This is a genomic window from Paraburkholderia sp. J8-2 (assembly GCF_905220195.1).
Classification (GTDB): Bacteria; Pseudomonadota; Gammaproteobacteria; order Burkholderiales; family Burkholderiaceae; genus Paraburkholderia.
Map to the genome: position 1 here is coordinate 1 of NZ_CAJMZA010000034.1, position 19,487 is coordinate 19,487.

At 64.9% G+C, this 19,487-nt stretch carries 20 protein-coding genes and 1 pseudogene; 13 read left to right on the forward strand and 8 right to left on the reverse strand.

The features are described 5' to 3' along the window. The 3 genes and pseudogenes from U5A52_RS36785 to queF form a co-directional block, all read left to right on the forward strand. Positions 1 to 328 (forward strand): annotated as a pseudogene (locus tag U5A52_RS36785) (threonine ammonia-lyase, biosynthetic); the annotation flags it as partial. A 12-nt stretch (positions 329 to 340) separates the two neighbouring features. Further along, positions 341 to 1,261, forward strand: a complete 921-nt coding sequence (locus tag U5A52_RS36790) for a 5'-nucleotidase (protein WP_321916715.1) — start codon at positions 341 to 343, stop codon at positions 1,259 to 1,261. After that, positions 1,258 to 2,082 (forward strand): NADPH-dependent 7-cyano-7-deazaguanine reductase QueF, encoded by an 825-nt coding sequence (queF, locus tag U5A52_RS36795; protein WP_321938989.1) that lies wholly within the window; start codon positions 1,258 to 1,260, stop codon positions 2,080 to 2,082. The genes U5A52_RS36790 and queF overlap by 4 nt, the downstream gene beginning before the upstream one ends. A gap of 78 nt (positions 2,083 to 2,160) precedes the next feature. On the opposite strand, the gene mtgA is transcribed toward queF, so the two are convergent. The 5 genes from mtgA to mpl all read right to left on the reverse strand — a co-directional run bounded on the left by mtgA (position 2,161) and on the right by mpl (position 8,029). Next, positions 2,161 to 2,934, reverse strand: a complete 774-nt coding sequence (gene mtgA, locus U5A52_RS36800; protein WP_321916718.1) for a monofunctional biosynthetic peptidoglycan transglycosylase — start codon at positions 2,932 to 2,934, stop codon at positions 2,161 to 2,163. A 46-nt stretch (positions 2,935 to 2,980) separates the two neighbouring features. Beyond that, complete coding sequence (gene aroE, locus U5A52_RS36805) at positions 2,981 to 3,856, reverse strand: shikimate dehydrogenase (protein ID WP_321938990.1); 876 nt, start codon at positions 3,854 to 3,856, stop codon at positions 2,981 to 2,983. Further along, positions 3,853 to 5,979, reverse strand: a complete 2,127-nt coding sequence (locus tag U5A52_RS36810) for a ribonuclease catalytic domain-containing protein (RefSeq protein WP_321938992.1) — start codon at positions 5,977 to 5,979, stop codon at positions 3,853 to 3,855. The genes aroE and U5A52_RS36810 overlap by 4 nt, the downstream gene beginning before the upstream one ends. A gap of 86 nt (positions 5,980 to 6,065) precedes the next feature. Continuing rightward, positions 6,066 to 6,641 (reverse strand): YqiA/YcfP family alpha/beta fold hydrolase, encoded by a 576-nt coding sequence (locus tag U5A52_RS36815; RefSeq protein ID WP_321916724.1) that lies wholly within the window; start codon positions 6,639 to 6,641, stop codon positions 6,066 to 6,068. After that, a complete protein-coding gene (mpl, locus tag U5A52_RS36820) occupies positions 6,638 to 8,029 on the reverse strand; it encodes a UDP-N-acetylmuramate:L-alanyl-gamma-D-glutamyl-meso-diaminopimelate ligase (RefSeq protein WP_321938994.1) in 1,392 nt (463 codons plus the stop codon). The genes U5A52_RS36815 and mpl overlap by 4 nt, the downstream gene beginning before the upstream one ends. 247 nt (positions 8,030 to 8,276) lie before the next feature. Between mpl and U5A52_RS36825 the strand changes: the two genes are divergently transcribed. From U5A52_RS36825 to U5A52_RS36870, 10 genes are all read left to right on the forward strand, one after another. After that, positions 8,277 to 8,921, forward strand: coding sequence for a UDP-N-acetylmuramate--alanine ligase (locus tag U5A52_RS36825; RefSeq protein ID WP_321938996.1), 645 nt, complete (start codon positions 8,277 to 8,279; stop codon positions 8,919 to 8,921). Positions 8,922 to 8,932: 11 nt separating this feature from the next. Continuing rightward, entirely contained in the window at positions 8,933 to 9,505 is a 573-nt protein-coding gene (locus U5A52_RS36830) for a TlpA disulfide reductase family protein (protein WP_321916730.1), read from the forward strand. 194 nt (positions 9,506 to 9,699) lie between these two features. Further along, positions 9,700 to 10,152: a type II 3-dehydroquinate dehydratase gene (gene aroQ, locus U5A52_RS36835; protein WP_321916731.1), complete on the forward strand. Its 453-nt coding sequence runs from the start codon at positions 9,700 to 9,702 to the stop codon at positions 10,150 to 10,152. A gap of 97 nt (positions 10,153 to 10,249) precedes the next feature. Continuing rightward, the gene (gene accB, locus U5A52_RS36840) at positions 10,250 to 10,708 is read left to right on the forward strand and encodes an acetyl-CoA carboxylase biotin carboxyl carrier protein (protein ID WP_321938998.1); all 459 of its coding nucleotides are present in this window, start codon (positions 10,250 to 10,252) and stop codon (positions 10,706 to 10,708) included. A 147-nt stretch (positions 10,709 to 10,855) separates the two neighbouring features. Then, positions 10,856 to 12,223: an acetyl-CoA carboxylase biotin carboxylase subunit gene (gene accC / locus U5A52_RS36845; RefSeq protein ID WP_028214031.1), complete on the forward strand. Its 1,368-nt coding sequence runs from the start codon at positions 10,856 to 10,858 to the stop codon at positions 12,221 to 12,223. Positions 12,224 to 12,226: 3 nt separating this feature from the next. Next, the gene (gene prmA / locus U5A52_RS36850) at positions 12,227 to 13,123 is read left to right on the forward strand and encodes a 50S ribosomal protein L11 methyltransferase (protein WP_321916735.1); all 897 of its coding nucleotides are present in this window, start codon (positions 12,227 to 12,229) and stop codon (positions 13,121 to 13,123) included. A 136-nt stretch (positions 13,124 to 13,259) separates the two neighbouring features. Beyond that, positions 13,260 to 14,699 (forward strand): DUF3426 domain-containing protein, encoded by a 1,440-nt coding sequence (locus U5A52_RS36855; RefSeq protein WP_321939000.1) that lies wholly within the window; start codon positions 13,260 to 13,262, stop codon positions 14,697 to 14,699. Between the two features lie 106 nt (positions 14,700 to 14,805). Further along, positions 14,806 to 15,306 carry a thiol peroxidase gene (tpx, locus tag U5A52_RS36860; RefSeq protein ID WP_321916738.1) on the forward strand — a complete coding sequence of 167 codons (501 nt, stop codon included), beginning with the start codon at positions 14,806 to 14,808 and terminating at the stop codon, positions 15,304 to 15,306. Positions 15,307 to 15,404: 98 nt separating this feature from the next. Further along, positions 15,405 to 16,346 (forward strand): carbohydrate kinase family protein, encoded by a 942-nt coding sequence (locus tag U5A52_RS36865; protein WP_321939002.1) that lies wholly within the window; start codon positions 15,405 to 15,407, stop codon positions 16,344 to 16,346. 43 nt (positions 16,347 to 16,389) lie between these two features. After that, entirely contained in the window at positions 16,390 to 16,866 is a 477-nt protein-coding gene (locus U5A52_RS36870) for a glycine zipper 2TM domain-containing protein (RefSeq protein WP_321916741.1), read from the forward strand. 270 nt (positions 16,867 to 17,136) lie between these two features. On the opposite strand, the gene U5A52_RS36875 is transcribed toward U5A52_RS36870, so the two are convergent. The 3 genes from U5A52_RS36875 to U5A52_RS36885 all read right to left on the reverse strand — a co-directional run bounded on the left by U5A52_RS36875 (position 17,137) and on the right by U5A52_RS36885 (position 19,364). Next, the gene (locus U5A52_RS36875; RefSeq protein WP_110388368.1) at positions 17,137 to 17,700 is read right to left on the reverse strand and encodes a histone H1-like DNA-binding protein; all 564 of its coding nucleotides are present in this window, start codon (positions 17,698 to 17,700) and stop codon (positions 17,137 to 17,139) included. Between the two features lie 29 nt (positions 17,701 to 17,729). After that, positions 17,730 to 18,047 (reverse strand): hypothetical protein, encoded by a 318-nt coding sequence (locus U5A52_RS36880; RefSeq protein ID WP_321916744.1) that lies wholly within the window; start codon positions 18,045 to 18,047, stop codon positions 17,730 to 17,732. Between the two features lie 93 nt (positions 18,048 to 18,140). Continuing rightward, entirely contained in the window at positions 18,141 to 19,364 is a 1,224-nt protein-coding gene (locus U5A52_RS36885; protein WP_158758656.1) for a ribonucleotide-diphosphate reductase subunit beta, read from the reverse strand. Between the last annotated feature and the right edge of the window lie 123 nt (positions 19,365 to 19,487).

Sequence of the window (19,487 nt, forward strand, 5' to 3'; positions counted from 1 at the left end):
GGTCGATCTCACCGGCGACGAGCTTTCGAAGCAGCACATCCGCTACATGGTGGGCGGGCGCTCGCCGCTCGCGCACGACGAGCGTCTGTTCCGCTTCGAGTTTCCGGAGCGGCCGGGCGCGCTCATGCGCTTCCTGTCGTCGATGGCGCCGAACTGGAACATCAGCCTCTTCCATTACCGTAACCAGGGCGCCGACTACAGTTCGATTCTGGTGGGCATCCAGGTGCCCGCCGCCGAGGACGCCGAATTCCGCCGCTTCCTCGCCACGCTCGGCTATCCGCACTGGGAAGAGACGAGCAATCCGGCGTACCGGCTCTTCCTCGCCTAACTGGCCGCCATCGTGTCCGTTTCGCTCTCCGACAAACTCGTCGTCGCCATTTCGTCGCGGGCCCTCTTCGATTTCGAGGAGGAAAACCACGTGTTCGAGGGCGGCGACCTGCAAGCCTACGAGGCGCTACAGCGCGAGCGCCTGACCGTGCCCGCGCGGCCGGGCGTGGCGTTCGCGCTCATTCGCAAGCTGCTCGCGCTCAACAACGGCGCGCATCACGTGGAAGTCGTGATCCTCTCGCGCAGCGATCCCATCAGCGGCTTGCGCGCGTTCAGTTCGTGCCGCGAGCACGGGCTCGACATCCAGCGCGGTGTGTTCACGCGCGGGCGCGAGCCCTGGCACTACCTCAAGCCGCTCAACGCGTCGCTCTTTCTCTCCGCGAACCCGGCGGACGTGAAGAGCGCGCTCGACGCCGGCTTCCCCGCCGCACGCGTCTTTCCGGAATCGGCGACAATGGCGGAACGCAACGCGCACGAGATTCGCATCGCGTTCGACGGCGATGCGGTGCTGTTTTCCGATGAAGCCGAGCAGATCTTCCAGAGCAAGGGCCTTTCCGCCTTCGTGAGCCACGAGCGCGACAACCGCGAACTGCCGCTCGCGCAAGGCCCGCTGCAGCCGCTGCTGGCCGCGCTCAACCGTCTGCAGAAGCTCGCCGACGCGAACGCGCAGATGCGCATTCGCACCGCCCTCGTCACCGCGCGCTCCGCGCCCGCGCACGAGCGCGCAATCCGTACGCTGATGGCCTGGAACATCGAGATCGACGAAGCGATGTTCCTTGGCGGACTCGACAAAGGCCCGTTCCTGCGCGAGTTCGAACCCGATTTTTTCTTCGACGACCAGATCCGCACCTGCGAATCCGCGCGCTCGGTCACGGCCACCGGGCACGTGGCAAGCGGCGTGACCAATCTCGCTACCGAAGCCAACGCATCATGACTCCCGACCAATCTCCGCTCGGCAAGGCCTCCACCTACACCGAGCAATACGACGCCTCGCTCCTGTTCCCGATCCCGCGTGCCGCCGCGCGCGAGCAGATCGGCATTGGCGCGCAACTGCCCTTCTTCGGCAGCGATATCTGGAACGCCTACGAGCTTTCGTGGCTCAACGCGCGCGGCAAGCCGCAGATCGCGATCGCCACGTTCTTCATTCCCGCCGATTCGCCGAACATCATCGAATCGAAGTCGTTCAAGCTGTATCTGGGTTCGTTCGCGCAAACGCCGTTCGAATCGGCCGACGTGGTGCGCGACACGATCAAACGCGACGTGACGGCGGCTTGCGGCGCATCGGTTTCGGTGAGGCTCGAGCAGCCGGGCGCGTTCGGCAAGATCCCATTCGAGGAATTCGACGGCCTCTCGCTCGATCGCCTCGATCTCGACACGGAGATCTATCACCCGGAGCCGACGCTCCTGAAAGCGGCTTTCGACGAAGCGCCGGTCGAGGAAACGCTGATCTCGAATCTGCTCAAGTCGAACTGCCCGGTGACGGGCCAGCCCGACTGGGGCAGCGTGCAGATCCACTACGTCGGGCCGCAGATCGATCAGGCGGGCCTCTTGCGCTACATCATCTCGTATCGCAATCACACGGGCTTTCACGAGCAGTGCGCCGAGCGCATCTTCATGGACATCCTGCGCGAGTGCAAACCGGACCGGCTCGCCGTCTACGCGCGCTACACGCGGCGCGGCGGCCTCGACATCAATCCGTTTCGCACCAACTTCAACATGCCGATGCCGGATAACGCGCGGCTCGCGCGCCAGTAAGCGCAACATCGAAGCACCCGGTAGAAAGCAAAACGCGCCGCAAATGCGGCGCGTTTTTTATTGGCGTACCAGCGTGCCTCAATGCGGCAATTCAGCCGCACCCATGCGCCGCGCAATCACAGCGGTGCGCTGCGCGAGATACGCCGAGTTGCGATGCTCATCGAAGTACTTGGGACGCGGCAGCATCACCGCAAGCCGCGCCGACTGCCACGGCGTGAGCTTCGCAGCTGTCGTGCGGTAGTAGTAGCGCGCGGCGGCTTGCGCGCCGTACACGCCGTTGCCCCACTCCACCGAATTCAGATAGATCTCGAAGATGCGCTCCTTGTCGAGCAGCGCCTGCAGCATCCACGTGATGATGAACTCCTGACCTTTGCGGATATAGCTCTGCTCGCGCGAGAGGAACAGGTTGCGCGCGAGTTGCTGCGTGATGGTCGAGCCGCCGCGCACGATATGGCCACGCTTCTTGTTCTTCTCCCACGCCTGGAGGATGGCGTCGGTTTCGTAGCCGTTGTTGTTGACGAAGTTCGCGTCCTCGGACGCGATGATCGCGCGCTTCAGGTTGCGCGAAATCTGGTCGTACGGCACCCATTCGTGCTGGATCGAAAGACCGGGCCGCTCGGCGGAAAGCCGCGCGGCGTCGGTGCGCATGAACGCTGTGGTTTGCGGATCGACGAAGTTCCACAGCGCGATTTGCGCGAAGTAGAAGAGTTGCGTGGCGATCCAAGCAATGGCGAACACGCAGACGATCCAGGCGAGCCAGCGCCGCGCGCCGGGACGGTTGCGGGACTGCGCACGCCGCCCACTGCCGCTCGCGACCGTCGCGGCTTGCGCACCGATGGCTTGCCTGCGCATGGCGTCGTCTCCGTGTTGTGCGAGCTTGTCCGAGCAGCGCCGGGCGTTACGCGGCCTGCGCGGCCAACTGCGCGCGCAATGCCGCCAGCACCGGTGCGCCCTCGGGCCGCACGCCGCGCCAAACGAAGAACGACTCCGCAGCCTGCTCGACGAGCATGCCGAGGCCGTCGGCCGCGCGCGCGCCGAGTGCCTGCGCATGGCGCATGAATACAGTGGGCTGCGCGCCGTACATCATGTCGTAGGCAAGCGTGCCCGTGCCGAACGCGCGTTCGTCGCACTCGGGCAACGCTGCGTCGAGGCTGCCCGCCGTCGCGTTCACGATCACGTCGTAAGGCTTGGGGTCAACGGCTTGCGGGCCTCCGCCGTTCAGCAGAGTTCCAAACTCGCCCGCCGCGCCTGCGAACTGCTCGATGAGCGCGTGCGCCTTGGGCGCCGTGCGGTTCACGATCGTGATCTCGCGCGGACGGCGCTCGAGCATCGGCAGCACGACGCCGCGCGCCGCGCCGCCCGCGCCGAGCAGCAGCACACGCGCGCCTGCGAGCGATACACCCAGGTTCACCTCGATGTCGCGCACGAGGCCGAAGCCGTCGGTGTTGTCGCCGAAGATGCCGTCTGCGTCGAAGCGCAGCGTGTTCACCGCACCCGCCGCCGCCGCGCGCGGCGAGAGCTTGTGCGCCAGCGCGTGCGCTTCCAGCTTGAACGGCACGGTCACGTTCAGGCCGCGTCCGCCCGCTGCGTGAAATGCCTGCACGTGCTCGACGAAACCGTCGAGTGGCGCGAGCAGACGATCGTATTCGACGCGCTCGCCGGTTTGCAGCGCAAACTGCGCGTGGATGAACGGCGACTTGCTGTGCGCCACCGGGTTGCCGACGACGGCGTAACGGTCGGCGTGCACAACGGGCTTCGACTCGCTAACGCTCATGCGCGCGGCTCCGTGGCGTGCTGTTCGCTCGATTGTTCTTCTGCCGCCGGCGCATCGCCTGCCGCTTCGTCTTCGGCTTCGCCCGCTTCCGCGACGGCTTCCGCTTCGCTTTGCGCAGACTCGTCGGCGGCTTCGATCAATTCTTCGTCTTCGCCCGCATCCTCTTCCGCCTGCTCGCCGCTCGTCACGACGGGCGCGTCGAGCACGCGCAGCATGCGCACCGAAGCCTCGATGGTCAGCTCGTCGATCGACAGCACTTCCATCATCAAACGCGTACCGCGCGCGTGCACGCCAAGCGCGGGCACATGCATGAGCAGCGGCACTTCCTCAAAGCGCACGAGGTCGTCCTTCACCACGCTCGCCGGGAATTCGCGGCGCGGTTCGCCACCGCCCTCTCCGCGCATTTCCTGCTGCAGCCAGCGCAGGCACCAGAAGTACTCCATGCGGCGCTGATGGTCGGCGTAGGCGGTGTAGGTCTCGTCGAAGCCCTGCACGACGGCGAACAGATCGGCGTCCTTGGGCTTGAACGGCGCGACGAGCTTGGCGGCCACGCCATGCTCCACGCATGCGAGCAATTGCCACTGGTTCACGAGGTCCACATAGCGGCGCAGCGGCGAGGTGCTCCACGCATACTGCGCAACGCCGAGACCTTCGTGCGGGGCGGCGTTGGTCTGCATGCGCGTGCGCTTGGGGCCGCTCGGCGCGCCGAACGCACGCTGCGAGCGATAGATGCCCGGCACGCCATGATCGTGCAGGAAGGCGCCCCACGTGGAGTTCGCGAGAATCGCCAGTTCCGCGACGATCATGTCGAGCGGCGAACCGCGGCGGCGCGGCGAGATGGTCACATGCTCGCCTTCCACGTAGAAGTTGAAGTCCGTATTGCGCTGGACTTCGCGGCGCAGGCCGTAACCCGCGCGCGCCTGCTGGCGCTTCTCGAACAGCGCCTGCGCGAACGGCCACAGCACGGCGATGTCGTCCTTGTGCGCATATTCGCCCGTGCCCGCCGCGAGCGTCTCTTCGGTCACGACCTCGTCGAGCGTGTTGTGGCGCAGATTGTTCTTCACGAACACGCGCTCGGCGCGCGTTTCGGTCGCGACGATCTCCTGCGTCTCGCGGTTCACGATGCAGTAGAGCGAAAGCGCCGGGCGCAGGCCGCCTTCCTTGAGCGTGAAGGCGTCGACGAAATCGTCGGGCAGCATCGTGATCTTGTCGCCGGGCATGTAGACCGTCGAAAGACGCGTGCGCGCGATCGTATCCGCCGTGTCGCCGCGCTGGATGCCAAGCGCCGGCGCCGCGATGTGAATGCCGATGCGCACGCGGCCGTCAGCCAGATGCTCGATGGAAAACGCGTCGTCGATTTCGGTCGTCGTGACGTCGTCGATCGAGAAAGCCTGCACGTGCTCGGCGGCGGTGGGCAGATCCTCGGGCAGCGTGCCCACTTCGACGGGCGGGAAGCCCGTACCGTGCGGGAAGAAGTCTGCGAGGAAGCGCGCCTCGTGCAGCGCGCGCGGCGAAGCAATGCCACCGCATTCGAGCATGAGGCGCGGCATCGAAATGCCGCGCGCGGCCGCCGCCGCTTCGAGCGCCTTATATTCGATCGAATTCTTGTCGGGCTTCGTGAGGAGTCCGAGTGCCTTGCCCTTGAACGCCTCGGGCAACCCGCCCGCCTTCAGCTCATCTTCGTAGCCAGCCTGAACCAGCGCCTGCTGACGCTTGCGCTCGAGCGAGGCCAGCGCCATCTTGAGCTGCTCTTCAGGCGCGCGCTGATACTGGCCGCGGCCCTTGCGGCGGAAGTACACGGGCGATCCATGCAGGCGCAGCACGAGCGCGGCGCGTTCGACAGGGCCATACGTTTCGCCGAAGTACTCGCTCGCCAGCGCCGTGTAGGCGAATTCCTCTGCGGGCGCGCACTCCCAGAGGAAGTCGAGATCGATCTCCTCGGCAGCGGCGTCCGCCTGCTCCAGCAGTTCGCTTGCTGCGGGCTTCTCGAACTCGATCAGCACGTCTTTCGCGCGCACCTTGGCGCGCCGCCCGCCGGGCAGTTCGACCTGGAACGCGTCGCCCTGACGCGACAGCACGCTGCCGGCCTTGAAACTGCCCGATTCCTCAAAGAAAACGTTCACTCAATACTCTCGTTCAGACTTGCTTCGACCGCCGGCGCGGCGCGCGGGCGGTGCTGTATACATATAGATATAGGCGTTCGCACGCATCAAGCGGCGTCGCAGAAACGGATCACTTCGTCGACGTAATCGGCGAACTCGCTGATGCCATGATCGCTGCCTTCGATCAGGTGTGTGGGCACACCTGGATAATGCGCGAGCATCTCGCGGTAATCGAGCACTTCGTCGCCGGTCGCGGCCATCAAATAGTAGCGCGCGGGCTGCGTCACCCTCGCGACGGCCAGCGCACGCAACTCTTCCAGATGGCGCGGTTCGACGACGATGCTGCCGCCGCCGTGCCAGAGCGGCTGCTCGCCGAGATACTTCGACAGATCGCGGTCGGGCACCACGGCGGGGTTCAGCAGCGCGGCGCGCCAGCCGTGCTTTTCCGCGAGATGCGTGGCGAAGTAGCCGCCAAGCGAACTGCCGATGAGCGTGACGCGCTCGCCCGGCTTCAACTGCGCGCCGATGTCCTGCTCAGCGAGCGCAATCGCCTCCTGCGGCGAAACCGGCAGCGTCGGGCACAGCCATTCGCCGCTGCGGCCCAGCTCAGCCATGCGCGCCGCGAGCAGGCGCGCCTTGAACGACTGGGGCGACGAACGAAAGCCGTGCAGATAGACGATCACGCCGCGCTCCGTACCGAAAGGGCATCGAGCAGCTTTTGATGCACGCCGCCGAAGCCGCCGTTGCTCATCACGAGCACCTGGTCGCCGGGGCGCGCCGCCGCTGCGACCGCCTTCACGAGCGCTTCGAGATCGTGGTACGCGCGGGCCTTCTCGCCTAGCGGCGCGAGCGCACCCGCGAGATCCCAGCCGAGCGCGTCCTTGCCGCTCGGGGCGCCGTAGCCGAACACGAGGTCGGCGTCGGCGAGACTGGCAGGCAGTTGCGCCTTCATCACGCCGAGCTTCATCGTGTTCGAGCGCGGCTCGAGCACGGCGAGGATGCGCGTGTTTTTGTGGCCGACGCGTGTACGCAGGCCGGCGATCGTCGTTTCGATGGCCGTGGGATGGTGCGCGAAGTCGTCATAGACGGTCACGCCGTCCACGCTCCCGCGCACTTCCATGCGGCGCTTCACGTTGCGGAACGTGCCAAGCGAGGCCGCAGCCTGCGCGGGCGGCACGCCCACGCTGCGTGCAGCGGCAATGGCGGCGAGCGCGTTCAGGCGGTTGTGTTCGCCCTGGATCTGCCAGTCCACCACGCCCACGCGTTCGCTGTTGTGATACACGGCGAAGCGCTCGTCCACGGCCACGCCGTCTTCCGCGGGTAGCGCCTGCCAGCCGCCGTCCACGCCGAAGCGCTCGACGTCGCTCCACACGCCGCGCGTGAGCACGCGCTCGAGCGCGTCCGAACGGCCATTCGTGACGATGCGGCCCACGCCAGGAATCGTGCGCACGAGGTGATGGAACTGCGTTTCGATTGCGGCGAGATCGGGGAAGATGTCGGCGTGATCGAACTCGAGGTTGTTGAGCAGCGCCGTGCGCGGACGGTAATGAACGAACTTCGAGCGCTTGTCAAAGAACGCCGTGTCGTACTCGTCGGCTTCGATCACGAAGAAGCTCGAGTCGGTCAGGCGCGCCGACACGCCGAAGTTCAGCGGCACGCCGCCGATCAGGAAACCTGGGTTCAGGCCAGCGTCTTCGAGCAGCCACGTGAGCATCGAGCTCGTGGTGGTCTTGCCGTGCGTGCCCGCCACCGCGAGCACCCATTTGTCGCGCAGCACGTGCTCGCCGAGCCACTGCGGGCCCGACGTATACGGCAGGCCGCGATTGAGGATCTCTTCCATCAGCGGGTTGCCGCGCGTGACCACGTTGCCGATCACATAGAGATCGGGGTTCAGTTCGGTCTGGCTCGCGTCGTAACCCTCGATGAGGCGGATGCCCTGCGCTTCGAGCTGGGTGCTCATCGGCGGGTACACGCCGGCGTCGCAGCCGGTCACCGTGTGGCCCGCGCTGCGCGCGAGCACCGCGAGTCCGCCCATGAACGTGCCGCAGATGCCGAGGATATGGATGTGCATAAGCCTGTCGCGCCGCGCGGGCGTCGTGAACGCGTCGATCGGATTGATCGGGTTGAAGGATGCAGAAGCTGGAACGGCGGCAGTCCTGCGCCGCCGCAGCAAAGACCGGTATTGTACCCGAGGCCCCGAGCCCTATTGGCTCGACCTCGGCCCGTCCACCGACGGAAAATCCCTGGCGCACCCGACAGCGGGCGCGGCTCAATGGCCAGTGCCCGGAGCCCAGGGCGATCTCTAGTATCATTGAAGGATGGTTCGCAGATCACATTTCGATCCCCAGCGCGTGCGCGAGGAAATCGCCATCGCGGCAGCAAGGATGATTGCCGAGGACGGCCTCGACTACGCCACCGCCAAACGCAAGGCAGCCCGGCAGGTGGTGGGGGAAACGCGTATCGAAGGCACCTGGCTGCCCGACAACGACCAGATCGAGGAAGAGATCCGCGAATATCAGGCCCTCTTTCAGAGCGACAGCCAGCCCGCGGTGCTGCGCCGCCTGCGCGAAATCGCGCTCGAATGGATGCAGCGGCTCCAGCCGTTCAATCCGTTCCTGACCGGCGCGGTGCTCAACGGCACGGCGGGCGAGCACTCCGACATCCATCTGCAGATTTTTTGTGACAACGCGAAGGATGTCGCGATCTGGCTCCTGAATGCGAACGTGCAGTACGACGTGTCGGAAACGCGCCATTTCGCGGCGCGCGGCCTCGTGGAAACGCTCAGCTTCATGTGGCGTCCGTCACGCGCCGAGGAGCCGGTGGGCATCCACGTTGCGCTCTACAATACGGACGACTTGCGCGGCGCCGTGCGCGCCGATGCGCGTGGCAGGCTGCCACGCGCCAACGCGCAGGCCCTCCAGGCGCTGATCGACGAGAGCGGCGCCACTTCTTCCACAACCTGAAAACGGCAGCGATGAATACGAAGCGGATTCTGGCCGGCGTGGCAGTGGCGGCAATCGCCGCAGGCGGCGGCATACTGGCTGGGCACTGGGCCACGAGCGGCAGCGCCGGCGTGGCCGACGCGGCCTCGGTGAGCAGCAACGCGGCCTCGGCGAGCGGCAAGCAGAATGCGGTCGACCAGCTCTGGTCGGCGGCGGTCACGAACCCGGACGGCAAGGCGCAATCGCTCGCCATCTACAAGGGCCGGCCCATCGTGGTCAACTTCTGGGCCTCGTGGTGCGGTCCGTGCGTCGAGGAGATGCCGGAGCTTTCCGCGCTCCAGCGTGAATACGCGAAGAAGGGCATTCAGTTCGTGGGTGTGGGCGTGGACTCGGCGGCGAACATCAAGACGTTCCTCAAGAAGGTACCCGTCGATTACCCGATCTACATCGCCGGTTTCGGCGGCGCGGACGTCGCGCGCGCGTTCGGCAACAACGCGGGCGGCTTACCTTACACGGTGGTAATCGACGCGAACGGCACCGTTCGTGCGACAAAATTAGGACAAATCAAGCCGGACGAGCTTCGGCGCACGCTCGACGCGCTTTGACGCAGTGGATCGTCTGACAAGATCTTAAGCGCCGTATCGCTGGTTTTGCCGTGGAAATCCCGTCATTTGACTGAAGATCGGCCCAAACCTTCGCTGCAAAGCGCAGTCGGGGCCATATCCCCTTATCGGAAAACTAGACAAATTTCTCTAATCGGCGCTAAAGTTCGCGCAATTCCACGGAAAAAGAAGCGACCATGACGCGACTGCTGGTTCTGCACGGCCCCAACCTCAATCTTCTCGGCACCCGGGAACCGGAGGTGTATGGGCGCGTGACGCTGCCGCAGATCGATCAGGCGCTCTCGGACCGCGCGGCGGACGCCGGCGTCGAACTCGCGACTTTCCAGAGCAACCACGAAGGCGCGCTGGTCGACCGCATCCAGTCGGCCCGCACCGAGCAAACCGACTTCATCCTGATCAACCCGGCCGCGTACACGCATACGAGCGTCGCGATTCGGGATGCGCTGGCAGGCGTCGGCATCCCGTTCGTCGAGATTCACCTGTCGAACGTGCATCGCCGCGAGTCCTTCCGGCACCATTCGTATTTCTCCGACCAGGCCGAGGGTGTGATTTGCGGCCTCGGCTGGAAGGGTTATCTCTACGCGCTCGAATACGCGCTCGACCGGCTCGCTGCCCGGTCGGCGGACTGATTCCTGCGCCGGATGACCGTCAATACCTGAACAACAACCCGTGTCGGGACGCGCGCGCCCCGGCACTTCACGTATTCAAAGTAAAAGGGGCTGCACCATGGATCTACGTAAGCTGAAGACTCTGATCGACCTCGTCTCCGAATCGGGCATCTCGGAGCTCGAAGTGACCGAGGGTGAAGGCAAGGTGCGCATCGTCAAGAACGCGCCGCCCGTTTACGTGCAGCCGGCCCCCGCGCAATACGCGGCACCGGCCATGGGCGCTCCGCTCGCCGCTCCCGGCCACGTCGGCGAAGCCGCCGCAGCGGCCCCCGCCGTGCCGCAAGGCCACATCGTGACCTCGCCGATGGTGGGCACGTTCTACCGCGCGCCGTCGCCGGGCGCCGACCCGTTCGTCCAGGTTGGCGACACGGTCAAGGAAGGCCAGACGCTTTGCATCATCGAAGCGATGAAGCTGCTCAACGAGATCGAGTCGGACGCGGCTGGCGTGGTCAAGGAAATCCTCGTCGAGAACGGCCAGGCAGTCGAATACGGCCAGCCGCTTTACGTGATCGCCTAAGCTTTTCTGCGCGCGGCGGTGGCCTTCTTGTTCGGCCACGCCGCGTTTGTCGCGTTTGGCGCCCCATGACGGCGACGCACGCGACCGATCCTCTGAGGCGTCGGCACATATGACTTGCGACGCCCTTTGATGAGTCGAATACCCACCATGTTTGAAAAAATCCTCATTGCCAATCGTGGCGAAATCGCGCTCCGCATTCAGCGCGCGTGCCGCGAACTCGGCGTCAAGACGGTCGTCGTCTATTCGGAAGCCGACAAGGAAGCCAAGTACGTGAAGCTCGCCGACGAGGCGGTCTGTATCGGCCCGGCGCCTTCGAACCTGAGCTACCTGAACATGCCGGCGCTCATCAGCGCGGCAGAAGTCACCGACGCAGAAGCGATCCACCCCGGCTACGGCTTCCTCTCCGAGAACGCCGACTTTGCCGAACGTGTGGAGCAGTCGGGCTTCACGTTCATCGGCCCGCGCCCGGAAACGATCCGCATGATGGGCGACAAGGTCACGGCGAAGCAGACCATGATCAAGACCGGCGTGCCCTGCGTGCCGGGCTCGGAAGGCGCACTGCCCGACGATCCGAAAGAAATCGTGAAGATCGCGCGCGCGATCGGCTACCCCGTCATCATCAAGGCAGCGGGCGGCGGCGGCGGGCGCGGCATGCGCGTCGTGCACACGGAAGCGGCGCTCGTGAACGCGGTCAACATGACCCGCGAGGAAGCCGGCCGTGCGTTCGGCAACCCGCAGGTCTACATGGAGAAGTACCTCGAGAACCCGCGTCACATCGAGATCCAGATTCTCGCGGACTCGTTCAAGAACGCCGTGTGGCTCGGCGAGCGCGACTGCTCCATGCAGCGCCGTCACCAGAAGGTGATCGAGGAAGCGCCGGCGCCGGGCATCGCGCGCCGCCTGCTCGATCGCATCGGCGACCGTTGCGCCGATGCGTGCAAGAAGATGGGCTACCTCGGCGCGGGCACGTTCGAGTTCCTGTATGAAAACGGCGAGTTCTACTTCATCGAGATGAACACGCGCGTGCAGGTCGAACACCCGGTCACCGAGCTGATCACGGGCATCGACATCGTGCAGGAACAGATCCGCATTGCCGCAGGCGAGAAGCTCTCGTTCCGTCAGCGCGACATCCAGCTGAAGGGCCATGCGATCGAATGCCGTATCAACGCGGAAGATCCGTTCAAGTTCACGCCGTCGCCGGGCCGTCTCACGTCGTGGCACATGCCGGGTGGTCCTGGCGTGCGTGTTGACTCGCATGCCTACAATGGCTATTTCGTGCCGCCGAACTATGATTCGATGATCGGCAAGCTGATCACCTACGGCGCCACGCGCGAACAGGCCATTCAGCGCATGCGCATCGCGCTCTCGGAAATGGTGGTCGAAGGCATTCAGACCAACATCCCGCTGCACCGCGAGCTGATGCTCGACGCGAAGTTCGTCGAGGGCGGCACGAGCATTCACTACCTCGAAAGCCGCCTGGCCGAACGTCAGGCAGTGAAGAAGGACGAAGCGTAATTCATGAGCTACCGGGAACTGATCGTCGAGCTGGATCGCAATCGCGCGGAGGCACTGTCCGACGCGCTGATCGAGCTTGGCGCCCTCTCGGTGTCGGTGGAAGACGCCGACGCCGACACGCCCGACGAGCAACCGCTCTTTGGCGAACCGGGCCTCACCCCCGATCGCACCGCGTGGCAGCATTCGCGCGTGATTGCGCTGATCGGCGCCGACCAGGATCCCGCCGTGCTGCTTGCGGCCGCTTCGAACGAGTTGGGCCTCGCTGAAACGCCGAAGTTCTCGCTGCGCGAAGTCGAGGAGCAGGACTGGGTGCGTTTGACGCAATCGCAGTTCGACCCGATCCAGATCGGTGAGCGCATCTGGGTCGTGCCGTCGTGGCACGATGCACCGGACCCGAACGCGCTCGTGCTCGAACTGGACCCGGGCCTCGCGTTCGGCACGGGCAGCCATCCCACCACGCGTTTGTGCATGGAATGGCTCGAACAGCACGTGCAGCCCGGCAACTCGCTGCTCGACTATGGCTGCGGCTCGGGCATTCTCGCGATCCTCGCGAAGAAGTGCGGCGCGAATCCGGTGATCGGCATCGACATCGACCCGCAGGCCGTCGAGTCGGCGCGCCATAACAGCGAGCGCAACCGCGCGGAGGTCACGTATGGCCTGCCCGACGATTGCCCCGCCGGCGAGTTCGACATCGTCGTCGCCAACATTCTCTCGAATCCGCTCAAGCTGATGGCCTCGATGCTCTCCTCGCGCGTGAAGCCGGGCGGACGCATCGCACTTTCGGGCATTCTCGCGCGCCAAGCCGAGGAAGTCGCGCAGGTGTACGCCCAGTGGATCGACATCTCGGTCTGGCGCGAACACGAAGGGTGGGTCTGCCTCGCGGGCACGCGCCGCGCATAATCCCTTCGCGTTTCGATCAGGCTCACGCGAGCCTGATCGCGCCCCAAGCGGCATGACCGAAGTCGTAGGCTGCGGTGGATTGCCAGTAGAATGCGGGTATCACCAATCCTCCGGTCTACCCAGATCTTCGGCCCACATGCTTCTGGCAACGCGCTGCCCCTTCTGTGAAACCGTATTCCGCATCCAGCCCACGCAGCTTGCCGTGCGGCGCGGCCTCGTGCGTTGCGGACATTGTCAGGAAGCGTTCGACGCGTCGGGCAGTTTGTACGAGATGCCCGAAGGCGGCGACTTCACGCGCGCCGTGCCCGTTGCTGCCGAGATCGCGGCCAGCCTGACCTCGCCGCCATCGGAGCCTGCTACACATGAAGCTTCACACGTTGCTTCACAGTTTGTTGCGCAGCCTGCTTTAGAGCCCGATTCACGACGCGATTCACAGTCCGCGTCACAGTCCGCGTCACAGCCCCTATCGCAGCCGATTTCCCAGCAAGCCGATGTCGAGCGTGCTGAGGCGAGTCAGCCTGCAGCTGCAGCGCCGTCGCAAGAACCGCCTCCGCAGCTGAGCGCCACGCCCAATTTCACGAATCGCGCGTGGGACCCGTGGGCGCCGCCCCAGGACAGCAAGCTCGATCCGCGCCTGCAATACAACGCCGACAAACTCCCCGGGGCAAGCATTGCCCCGGGCGCCACGCCGGGTGTCACGCGCGGCGTCGAGTCGCGGATCATTTTCGACGACGAACCAACGCTTGCGCGCACGCCGCATGATGCGCCTCACGCGCCAGCGACACCAGCAGCAGCGCCAGCCGCCGCTACACCCGTGCCGCCGCCCGAGCAACCGGCAGCCACCGAGCCCTTCCCGCCCGCCACGCGCTGGACGCGCAGCGAGCCGAACCTGGGCACGAGCGGCCCGACCGAGCCCACCTTTTCTGCAAACGAAGCATCGGCAGCGGCTCACATGAACGACCCCGAGCCCGCGCTCGGCCCTCGCGCCGGCGAACCCGCGCCCGAGCCCGCATTCAGCGCGCTCTCCCCCAACGACGGCACCTCGCCATTCGCCGTCACCCGCGAAGCGCCGGCCCGTCCGCGCGGCTCGCGCGGCCTCGTCTGGCGCATTCTCGGCACGCTCATTGCCATCGTGTTGCTCGCGTTGCTCGTCGTGCAACTCGCGTGGTGGCAGCGCGAAACGGTCATGGTCTACTGGCCCGACTCGCAGCCGCTCTATCAGCAGGCGTGCGCGCAGCTCGGCTGCCGCGTGCTGCCGCCGCGCGACATCGACGGCCTGCTGGTCGAGCCATCCGATCTGCGCCAGGTCGACAACGAGCCGCACCACCTCGAACTGAAGGTGCCGCTGCGCAACCGCTTTAACGTCGCGCTTGCCTACCCCGCCATCGAGTTGTCGCTGCTCGACCGGCAGAACAACATCGTCGTGCGGCGCGTGCTGTGGCCGCAGGACTACGTCACGCCCGGCACGTCCATCGAAGCCGGTCTGCCCGCACGCACCACGCAGACCATGATCGTGCGGCTCGACACGGGCGACGTGGTGGCGTCGAACTTCCGCATCGAAATTTTCTACCCCTGATGTTCCGTTTGTGCGCGGGCGCACTGGCGTGCCCCGCGCGTTTCCCGGCGTCCCGCTTCGCGCGGGCGCGCCTTTCACCACAACATGCATTTCCGGAGAGCACATCATGAGTCAAGTCACGCTAGGCGGTAACCCGATCGACGTCGCCGGCACGTTCCCGAGCGTCGGCCAGAAGGCCCCGGCGTTCTCGCTCGTCGGCAAGGATCTGAAGCCTGTCTCGCTCGCCGATTTCGCCGGCAAGCGCAAGGTGCTGAACATCGTGCCGAGCCTCGACACGCCGACCTGCGCCACCTCCACGCGCAAGTTCAACGAAGCGGCAGCCGGCCTGAGCAACACGGCCGTCGTCGTGATTTCGGGCGACCTGCCGTTCGCCGCTTCGCGCTTCTGCACGACCGAAGGCATCGCCAACGTCGTCACGGCCTCGACCTTCCGCGGCCATGAATTCGCGCAAGCCTATGGCGTGGACGTGACGAGCGGCCCGCTCACCGGCCTGACCGCGCGCGCTGTGGTCGTGCTCGACGAAAACGACAACGTCCTGCACGCCGAGCGCGTGAGCGAAATCAAGAACGAACCGAACTACGACGCCGCACTCGCCGCGCTGAAGTAATCCGGCGGCGGCGCACACGAACAGAGCCTGCTTTCCGGTCGGATTCGCAGGCCGGTGCGCCGCCCCCTCTCCTACCACGCCCTACAGGAATTCCCGCCTTGGCTACGCTGATCTGCGGCTCGCTCGCCTACGACAACATCATGACCTTTGAAGGTCGCTTTCGGGAGCACATCCTGCCCGAGCAGGTGCACATTCTGAACGTGAGCTTTCTCGTGCCGACGATGCGCCGCGAGTTCGGCGGCTGTGCCGGCAACATTGCGTACGCGCTGCATCTGCTCGGCGGCGACGCGCGCATCATGGCGACGCTCGGCGCAGCCGACGCGCGCCCTTATCTCGAACGCCTCGACACGCTCGGCCTCTCGAAGGCGCACGTGCGCGTGCTCGACGATACGTGGTCCGCACAGGCGATGATCACGACCGACCTCGAGAACAACCAGATCACCGCGTTCCACCCGGGCGCGATGATGCAATCACATTTGAACCGCGCCGACGAAGCGCCTGGCATCAAGCTCGGCATCGTCGCACCGGACGGCTTTGACGGCATGGTTCAGCACGTCGAGCAATTCGCGAAGGCAGGCATCCCGTTTATCTTTGATCCGGGTCAAGGCCTCCCGCTCTTCGACGGTGCGTCTTTGCGCCGCGCAATTGAACTTGCGACCTACGTAGCGGTCAACGACTACGAAGCCAACCTTGTCAGCCATCGCACCGGCTGGTCGTTCGACGAAATCGCCAGCCATGTCGACGCGCTGATCATCACGCGCGGCGAGCACGGCTCGCAGATCCACCACGGCGGCAAGATCGAGGAGATTCCTCCGGTCAAGGCCGCTCAGGTGCTCGACCCGACCGGCTGCGGCGACGCTTTCCGCGGCGGCCTGCTCTACGGCATCGAGAACGGCCTCGACTGGGCAACCACGGGGCGTCTCGCGAGCCTGATGGGCGCGCTCAAGATCGAGCATCTCGGTCCGCAAAACTATGCGCCTACGCGGGCGCAGATCAACGAACGGTTCAAGGAGGCATTCGGCTACGAACTGCCGAACTGAACGCGGGCGCCGCACACGAACGGCGCCCATTGGAGCTACGGGAATGAAAATAACGAGTCGTCTGATTGTTGCAGCTGGGGTCGCGGGGTCGCTCGCGCTGTCGGGCTGTGCCTATAACAGCAGTTCCGCCGATGTGTACACGGCCTCGCAGGCGCAGCGCGAGCAAACAGTGCGCATGGCCACGGTCGAAAGCGTGCGCGCGGTGAAGATCAGCTCGAACAACGGCCAGCCTAGCGGCCTCGGCGCGATCGGCGGCGGTGCACTCGGCGCGGTGGCCGGCAGTCAGATCGGCGGCGGCACGGGCTCGATCGTCACCGGCATCATCGGCGGCATTGCGGGTGCCGTGGCCGGCAACGCGGTCGAGAACGGAGTGGCCATGCGCGACGGCCTCGAGATCACCGTGCGCCTCGACAACGGCGACTACCGGGCCATCACGCAAACGGCGACCGGCGAAGTCTTCAACGCGGGCGACCGCGTGCGGCTGCTCTCGAGCGGCGGCGTGACGCGCGTCACGCACTAAAGCTTTCCCCTGTACCGCAGCGGCGCCTCGCGCCGGATGCGGAACCTCAGGCGCATGTGCTCCCCTGTGCATGCGCCTTTTTTCATGCCCGCGCGCGGCGTGAGCACGAACTCGCACCCCCGACCTCGATTATTACGAACTCCAGACGAAAAAAATCCCGTCGCTGACAACCCAGCGACGGGATCGGGATCGAGCCTTGCGCGTGATGCCGCCCGGCCCGGCCAACGAAGCGCGCGAACGATGTGGCCTGCGCGCTTCGTCTCGGACTGCTTACGGACGGCTGCCGGTCGGGAACGGCCATGCTGCGGCCGGGTTCAGGGCAGTCTTGACCGTTGCTGCGGGCGCGGACGGTTGCGCAGCAGGGGCAGCAGGTGCGGCAGCGGCCTTCGCAGGCGCCTTCTTGGCAGCCTTCTTGGCGGCAGCCTTCTTCGCAGGCGCAGCCTTCTTGGCAGCAGCCTTCTTCGCAGGCGCCTTCTTGGCTGCAACCTTCTTCGCTGCGGCCTTCTTCGCCGGTGCTGCCTTCTTCGCAGCAACCTTCTTCACGGCAACTTTCTTGGCTGCAACCTTCTTTGCTGCGGCCTTCTTCGCCGGTGCTGCCTTCTTCGCAGCAACCTTCTTCACGGCAACTTTCTTGGCTGCAACCTTCTTCGCTGCGGCCTTCTTCGCCGGTGCTGCCTTCTTCGCAGCAACCTTCTTCACGGCGACTTTCTTGGCTGCGACCTTCTTGACCGCGACCTTCTTCGCTGCGGCCTTCTTCGCCGGAGCTGCCTTCTTCGCTGCAACCTTCTTCACTGCGGCCTTCTTAGCCGCCGGTTTCTTCTTGGCAGTAGCCATTTTTTTTCTCCTTCAGGTTCAGATGAGAGTCAGTTCAAACTACACCCTTCGTCAAAACCCGCTTCCCGCGAACGCTTCTCACGGCGCACGCTGCGAAGCGGGCTATTCATCGGCGTACGCTGATCCCGCGCGCTTACGCTAATGAATGCGGTAAGGCGCGCCGTGCCACGAGGCACAGCGCGCCAAGTCATTCCGGCGTCGGCTACCGACACCGGGCAACGTTCGTTGAAAGCGGCGGCTACATAGCCAGCACGCTTTTCCGGGGGGAAGTTTGCCCATCCCTCTGAAGGGTTCGCAAAGTGCCTGTCACGTCGGTGAGCCAACCTGGCTCCGGGCATGCTTTGCATCAGGCGTTCCTGCTCCTAATCATCATGCCGGTCGAGGCGGCTCGCGCGCCGCCTCCGGCAACCCCTAAAGACTTGCACCGCAGTGCGCCCGGGTTATTCCCAGGACAGCGCACCGCCCGTCTGATATTCGATCACGCGCGTCTCGAAGAAGTTGCGTTCCTTCTTCAAGTCGATCATCTCGCTCATCCACGGGAACGGATTCTCTTCGTTCGGGAACAGCTGATCGAGACCGATCTGCTGGCAACGGCGGTTGCAGATGAAGCGCAGATAGCTCTTGAACATCGATGCGTTCAGACCCAGCACGCCACGCGGCATGGTGTCTTCAGCATAGCGGTACTCGAGGTCGACCGCATGCTTGAACAGTTCGGTGATCTCCGCACGGAACGCCGGGGTCCACAGGTGCGGGTTTTCAAGCTTGATCTGGTTGATGAGGTCGATGCCGAAGTTGCAGTGCATCGACTCGTCGCGCAGGATGTACTGGTACTGCTCCGCGGCGCCGGTCATCTTGTTCTGGCGGCCGAGCGCCAGAATTTGCGTGAAGCCCACATAGAAGAACAGGCCTTCCATGATGCAGGCGAACACGATGAGCGACTTGAGCAGGCTCTGGTCGGCTTCGAGCGTGCCGGTCTTGAACGCGGGATCGGTCAGCGTCTGGATGAACGGGATCAGGAACTCGTCCTTGTCGCGGATCGACTTGACCTCGTGGTACGCGTTGAAGATCTCGCTCTCGTCCAGACCCAGCGACTCGACGATGTACTGGTAGGCGTGCGTGTGGATCGCCTCTTCGAACGCCTGGCGCAGCAGGAACTGGCGGCATTCGGGCGCCGTGATGTGCCGGTAGGTGCCGAGCACGATGTTGTTCGCGGCGAGCGAGTCGGCCGTCACGAAGAAGCCGAGGTTACGCTTGACGATGCGGCGCTCGTCCTCGGTCAGACCGTTCGGGTCTTTCCACAGGGCGATGTCGCGGGACATGTTGATTTCCTGGGGCATCCAGTGGTTCGCGCAGCCTGCCAGGTATTTTTCCCAAGCCCACTTGTACTTGAACGGGACCAACTGATTCACGTCGGTCTGACCGTTGATGATGCGCTTGTCGGCGACATTCACGCGCGCTTCGGTCGAGACCGGTGCTTGCGGCGGCGGTGCAACGGCGAAGTCGCTGGCGAAGATGTTCGTCGCCGTGGAAGCCTGAGGAGCGGAACGCAGACCAAACTGCATCTCGGCAGCCTGGACAGCCTGACCCGCGGGGTTGCGCATTGCGTTTTGCTGCGCACCGCTCGACGGAGTTACGGCCGTGATCTCGTCATCCCAGTTGAGCATAAATGTCACCATCAATTTAGATCGGTTTGTACCATCTTTTCGTGAGCGATAAAAGGGTTCGCACACGAAAAATCCTGTTTTCGATTCGCGTTGCGACCTCGATACAACACTTTGTTATCGCGT

What these genes read in the sequence shown, in the direction of transcription:
- U5A52_RS36875 (WP_110388368.1), bottom strand. Translation starts at nt 17,700, where the DNA reads ATGGCTACTGCCAAGAAGAAACCGGCGGCTAAGAAGGCCGCAGTGAAG.
- U5A52_RS36880 (WP_321916744.1), bottom strand. Translation starts at nt 18,047, where the DNA reads ATGCAAAGCATGCCCGGAGCCAGGTTGGCTCACCGACGTGACAGGCAC.
- tpx (WP_321916738.1), top strand. Translation starts at nt 14,806, where the DNA reads ATGAGTCAAGTCACGCTAGGCGGTAACCCGATCGACGTCGCCGGCACG.
- mtgA (WP_321916718.1), bottom strand. Translation starts at nt 2,934, where the DNA reads ATGCGCAGGCAAGCCATCGGTGCGCAAGCCGCGACGGTCGCGAGCGGC.
- U5A52_RS36830 (WP_321916730.1), top strand. Translation starts at nt 8,933, where the DNA reads ATGAATACGAAGCGGATTCTGGCCGGCGTGGCAGTGGCGGCAATCGCC.
- U5A52_RS36855 (WP_321939000.1), top strand. Translation starts at nt 13,260, where the DNA reads ATGCTTCTGGCAACGCGCTGCCCCTTCTGTGAAACCGTATTCCGCATC.
- aroQ (WP_321916731.1), top strand. Translation starts at nt 9,700, where the DNA reads ATGACGCGACTGCTGGTTCTGCACGGCCCCAACCTCAATCTTCTCGGC.
- accB (WP_321938998.1), top strand. Translation starts at nt 10,250, where the DNA reads ATGGATCTACGTAAGCTGAAGACTCTGATCGACCTCGTCTCCGAATCG.
- U5A52_RS36870 (WP_321916741.1), top strand. Translation starts at nt 16,390, where the DNA reads ATGAAAATAACGAGTCGTCTGATTGTTGCAGCTGGGGTCGCGGGGTCG.
- aroE (WP_321938990.1), bottom strand. Translation starts at nt 3,856, where the DNA reads ATGAGCGTTAGCGAGTCGAAGCCCGTTGTGCACGCCGACCGTTACGCC.
- U5A52_RS36825 (WP_321938996.1), top strand. Translation starts at nt 8,277, where the DNA reads ATGGTTCGCAGATCACATTTCGATCCCCAGCGCGTGCGCGAGGAAATC.
- prmA (WP_321916735.1), top strand. Translation starts at nt 12,227, where the DNA reads ATGAGCTACCGGGAACTGATCGTCGAGCTGGATCGCAATCGCGCGGAG.
- queF (WP_321938989.1), top strand. Translation starts at nt 1,258, where the DNA reads ATGACTCCCGACCAATCTCCGCTCGGCAAGGCCTCCACCTACACCGAG.
- mpl (WP_321938994.1), bottom strand. Translation starts at nt 8,029, where the DNA reads ATGCACATCCATATCCTCGGCATCTGCGGCACGTTCATGGGCGGACTC.
- U5A52_RS36885 (WP_158758656.1), bottom strand. Translation starts at nt 19,364, where the DNA reads ATGCTCAACTGGGATGACGAGATCACGGCCGTAACTCCGTCGAGCGGT.
- accC (WP_028214031.1), top strand. Translation starts at nt 10,856, where the DNA reads ATGTTTGAAAAAATCCTCATTGCCAATCGTGGCGAAATCGCGCTCCGC.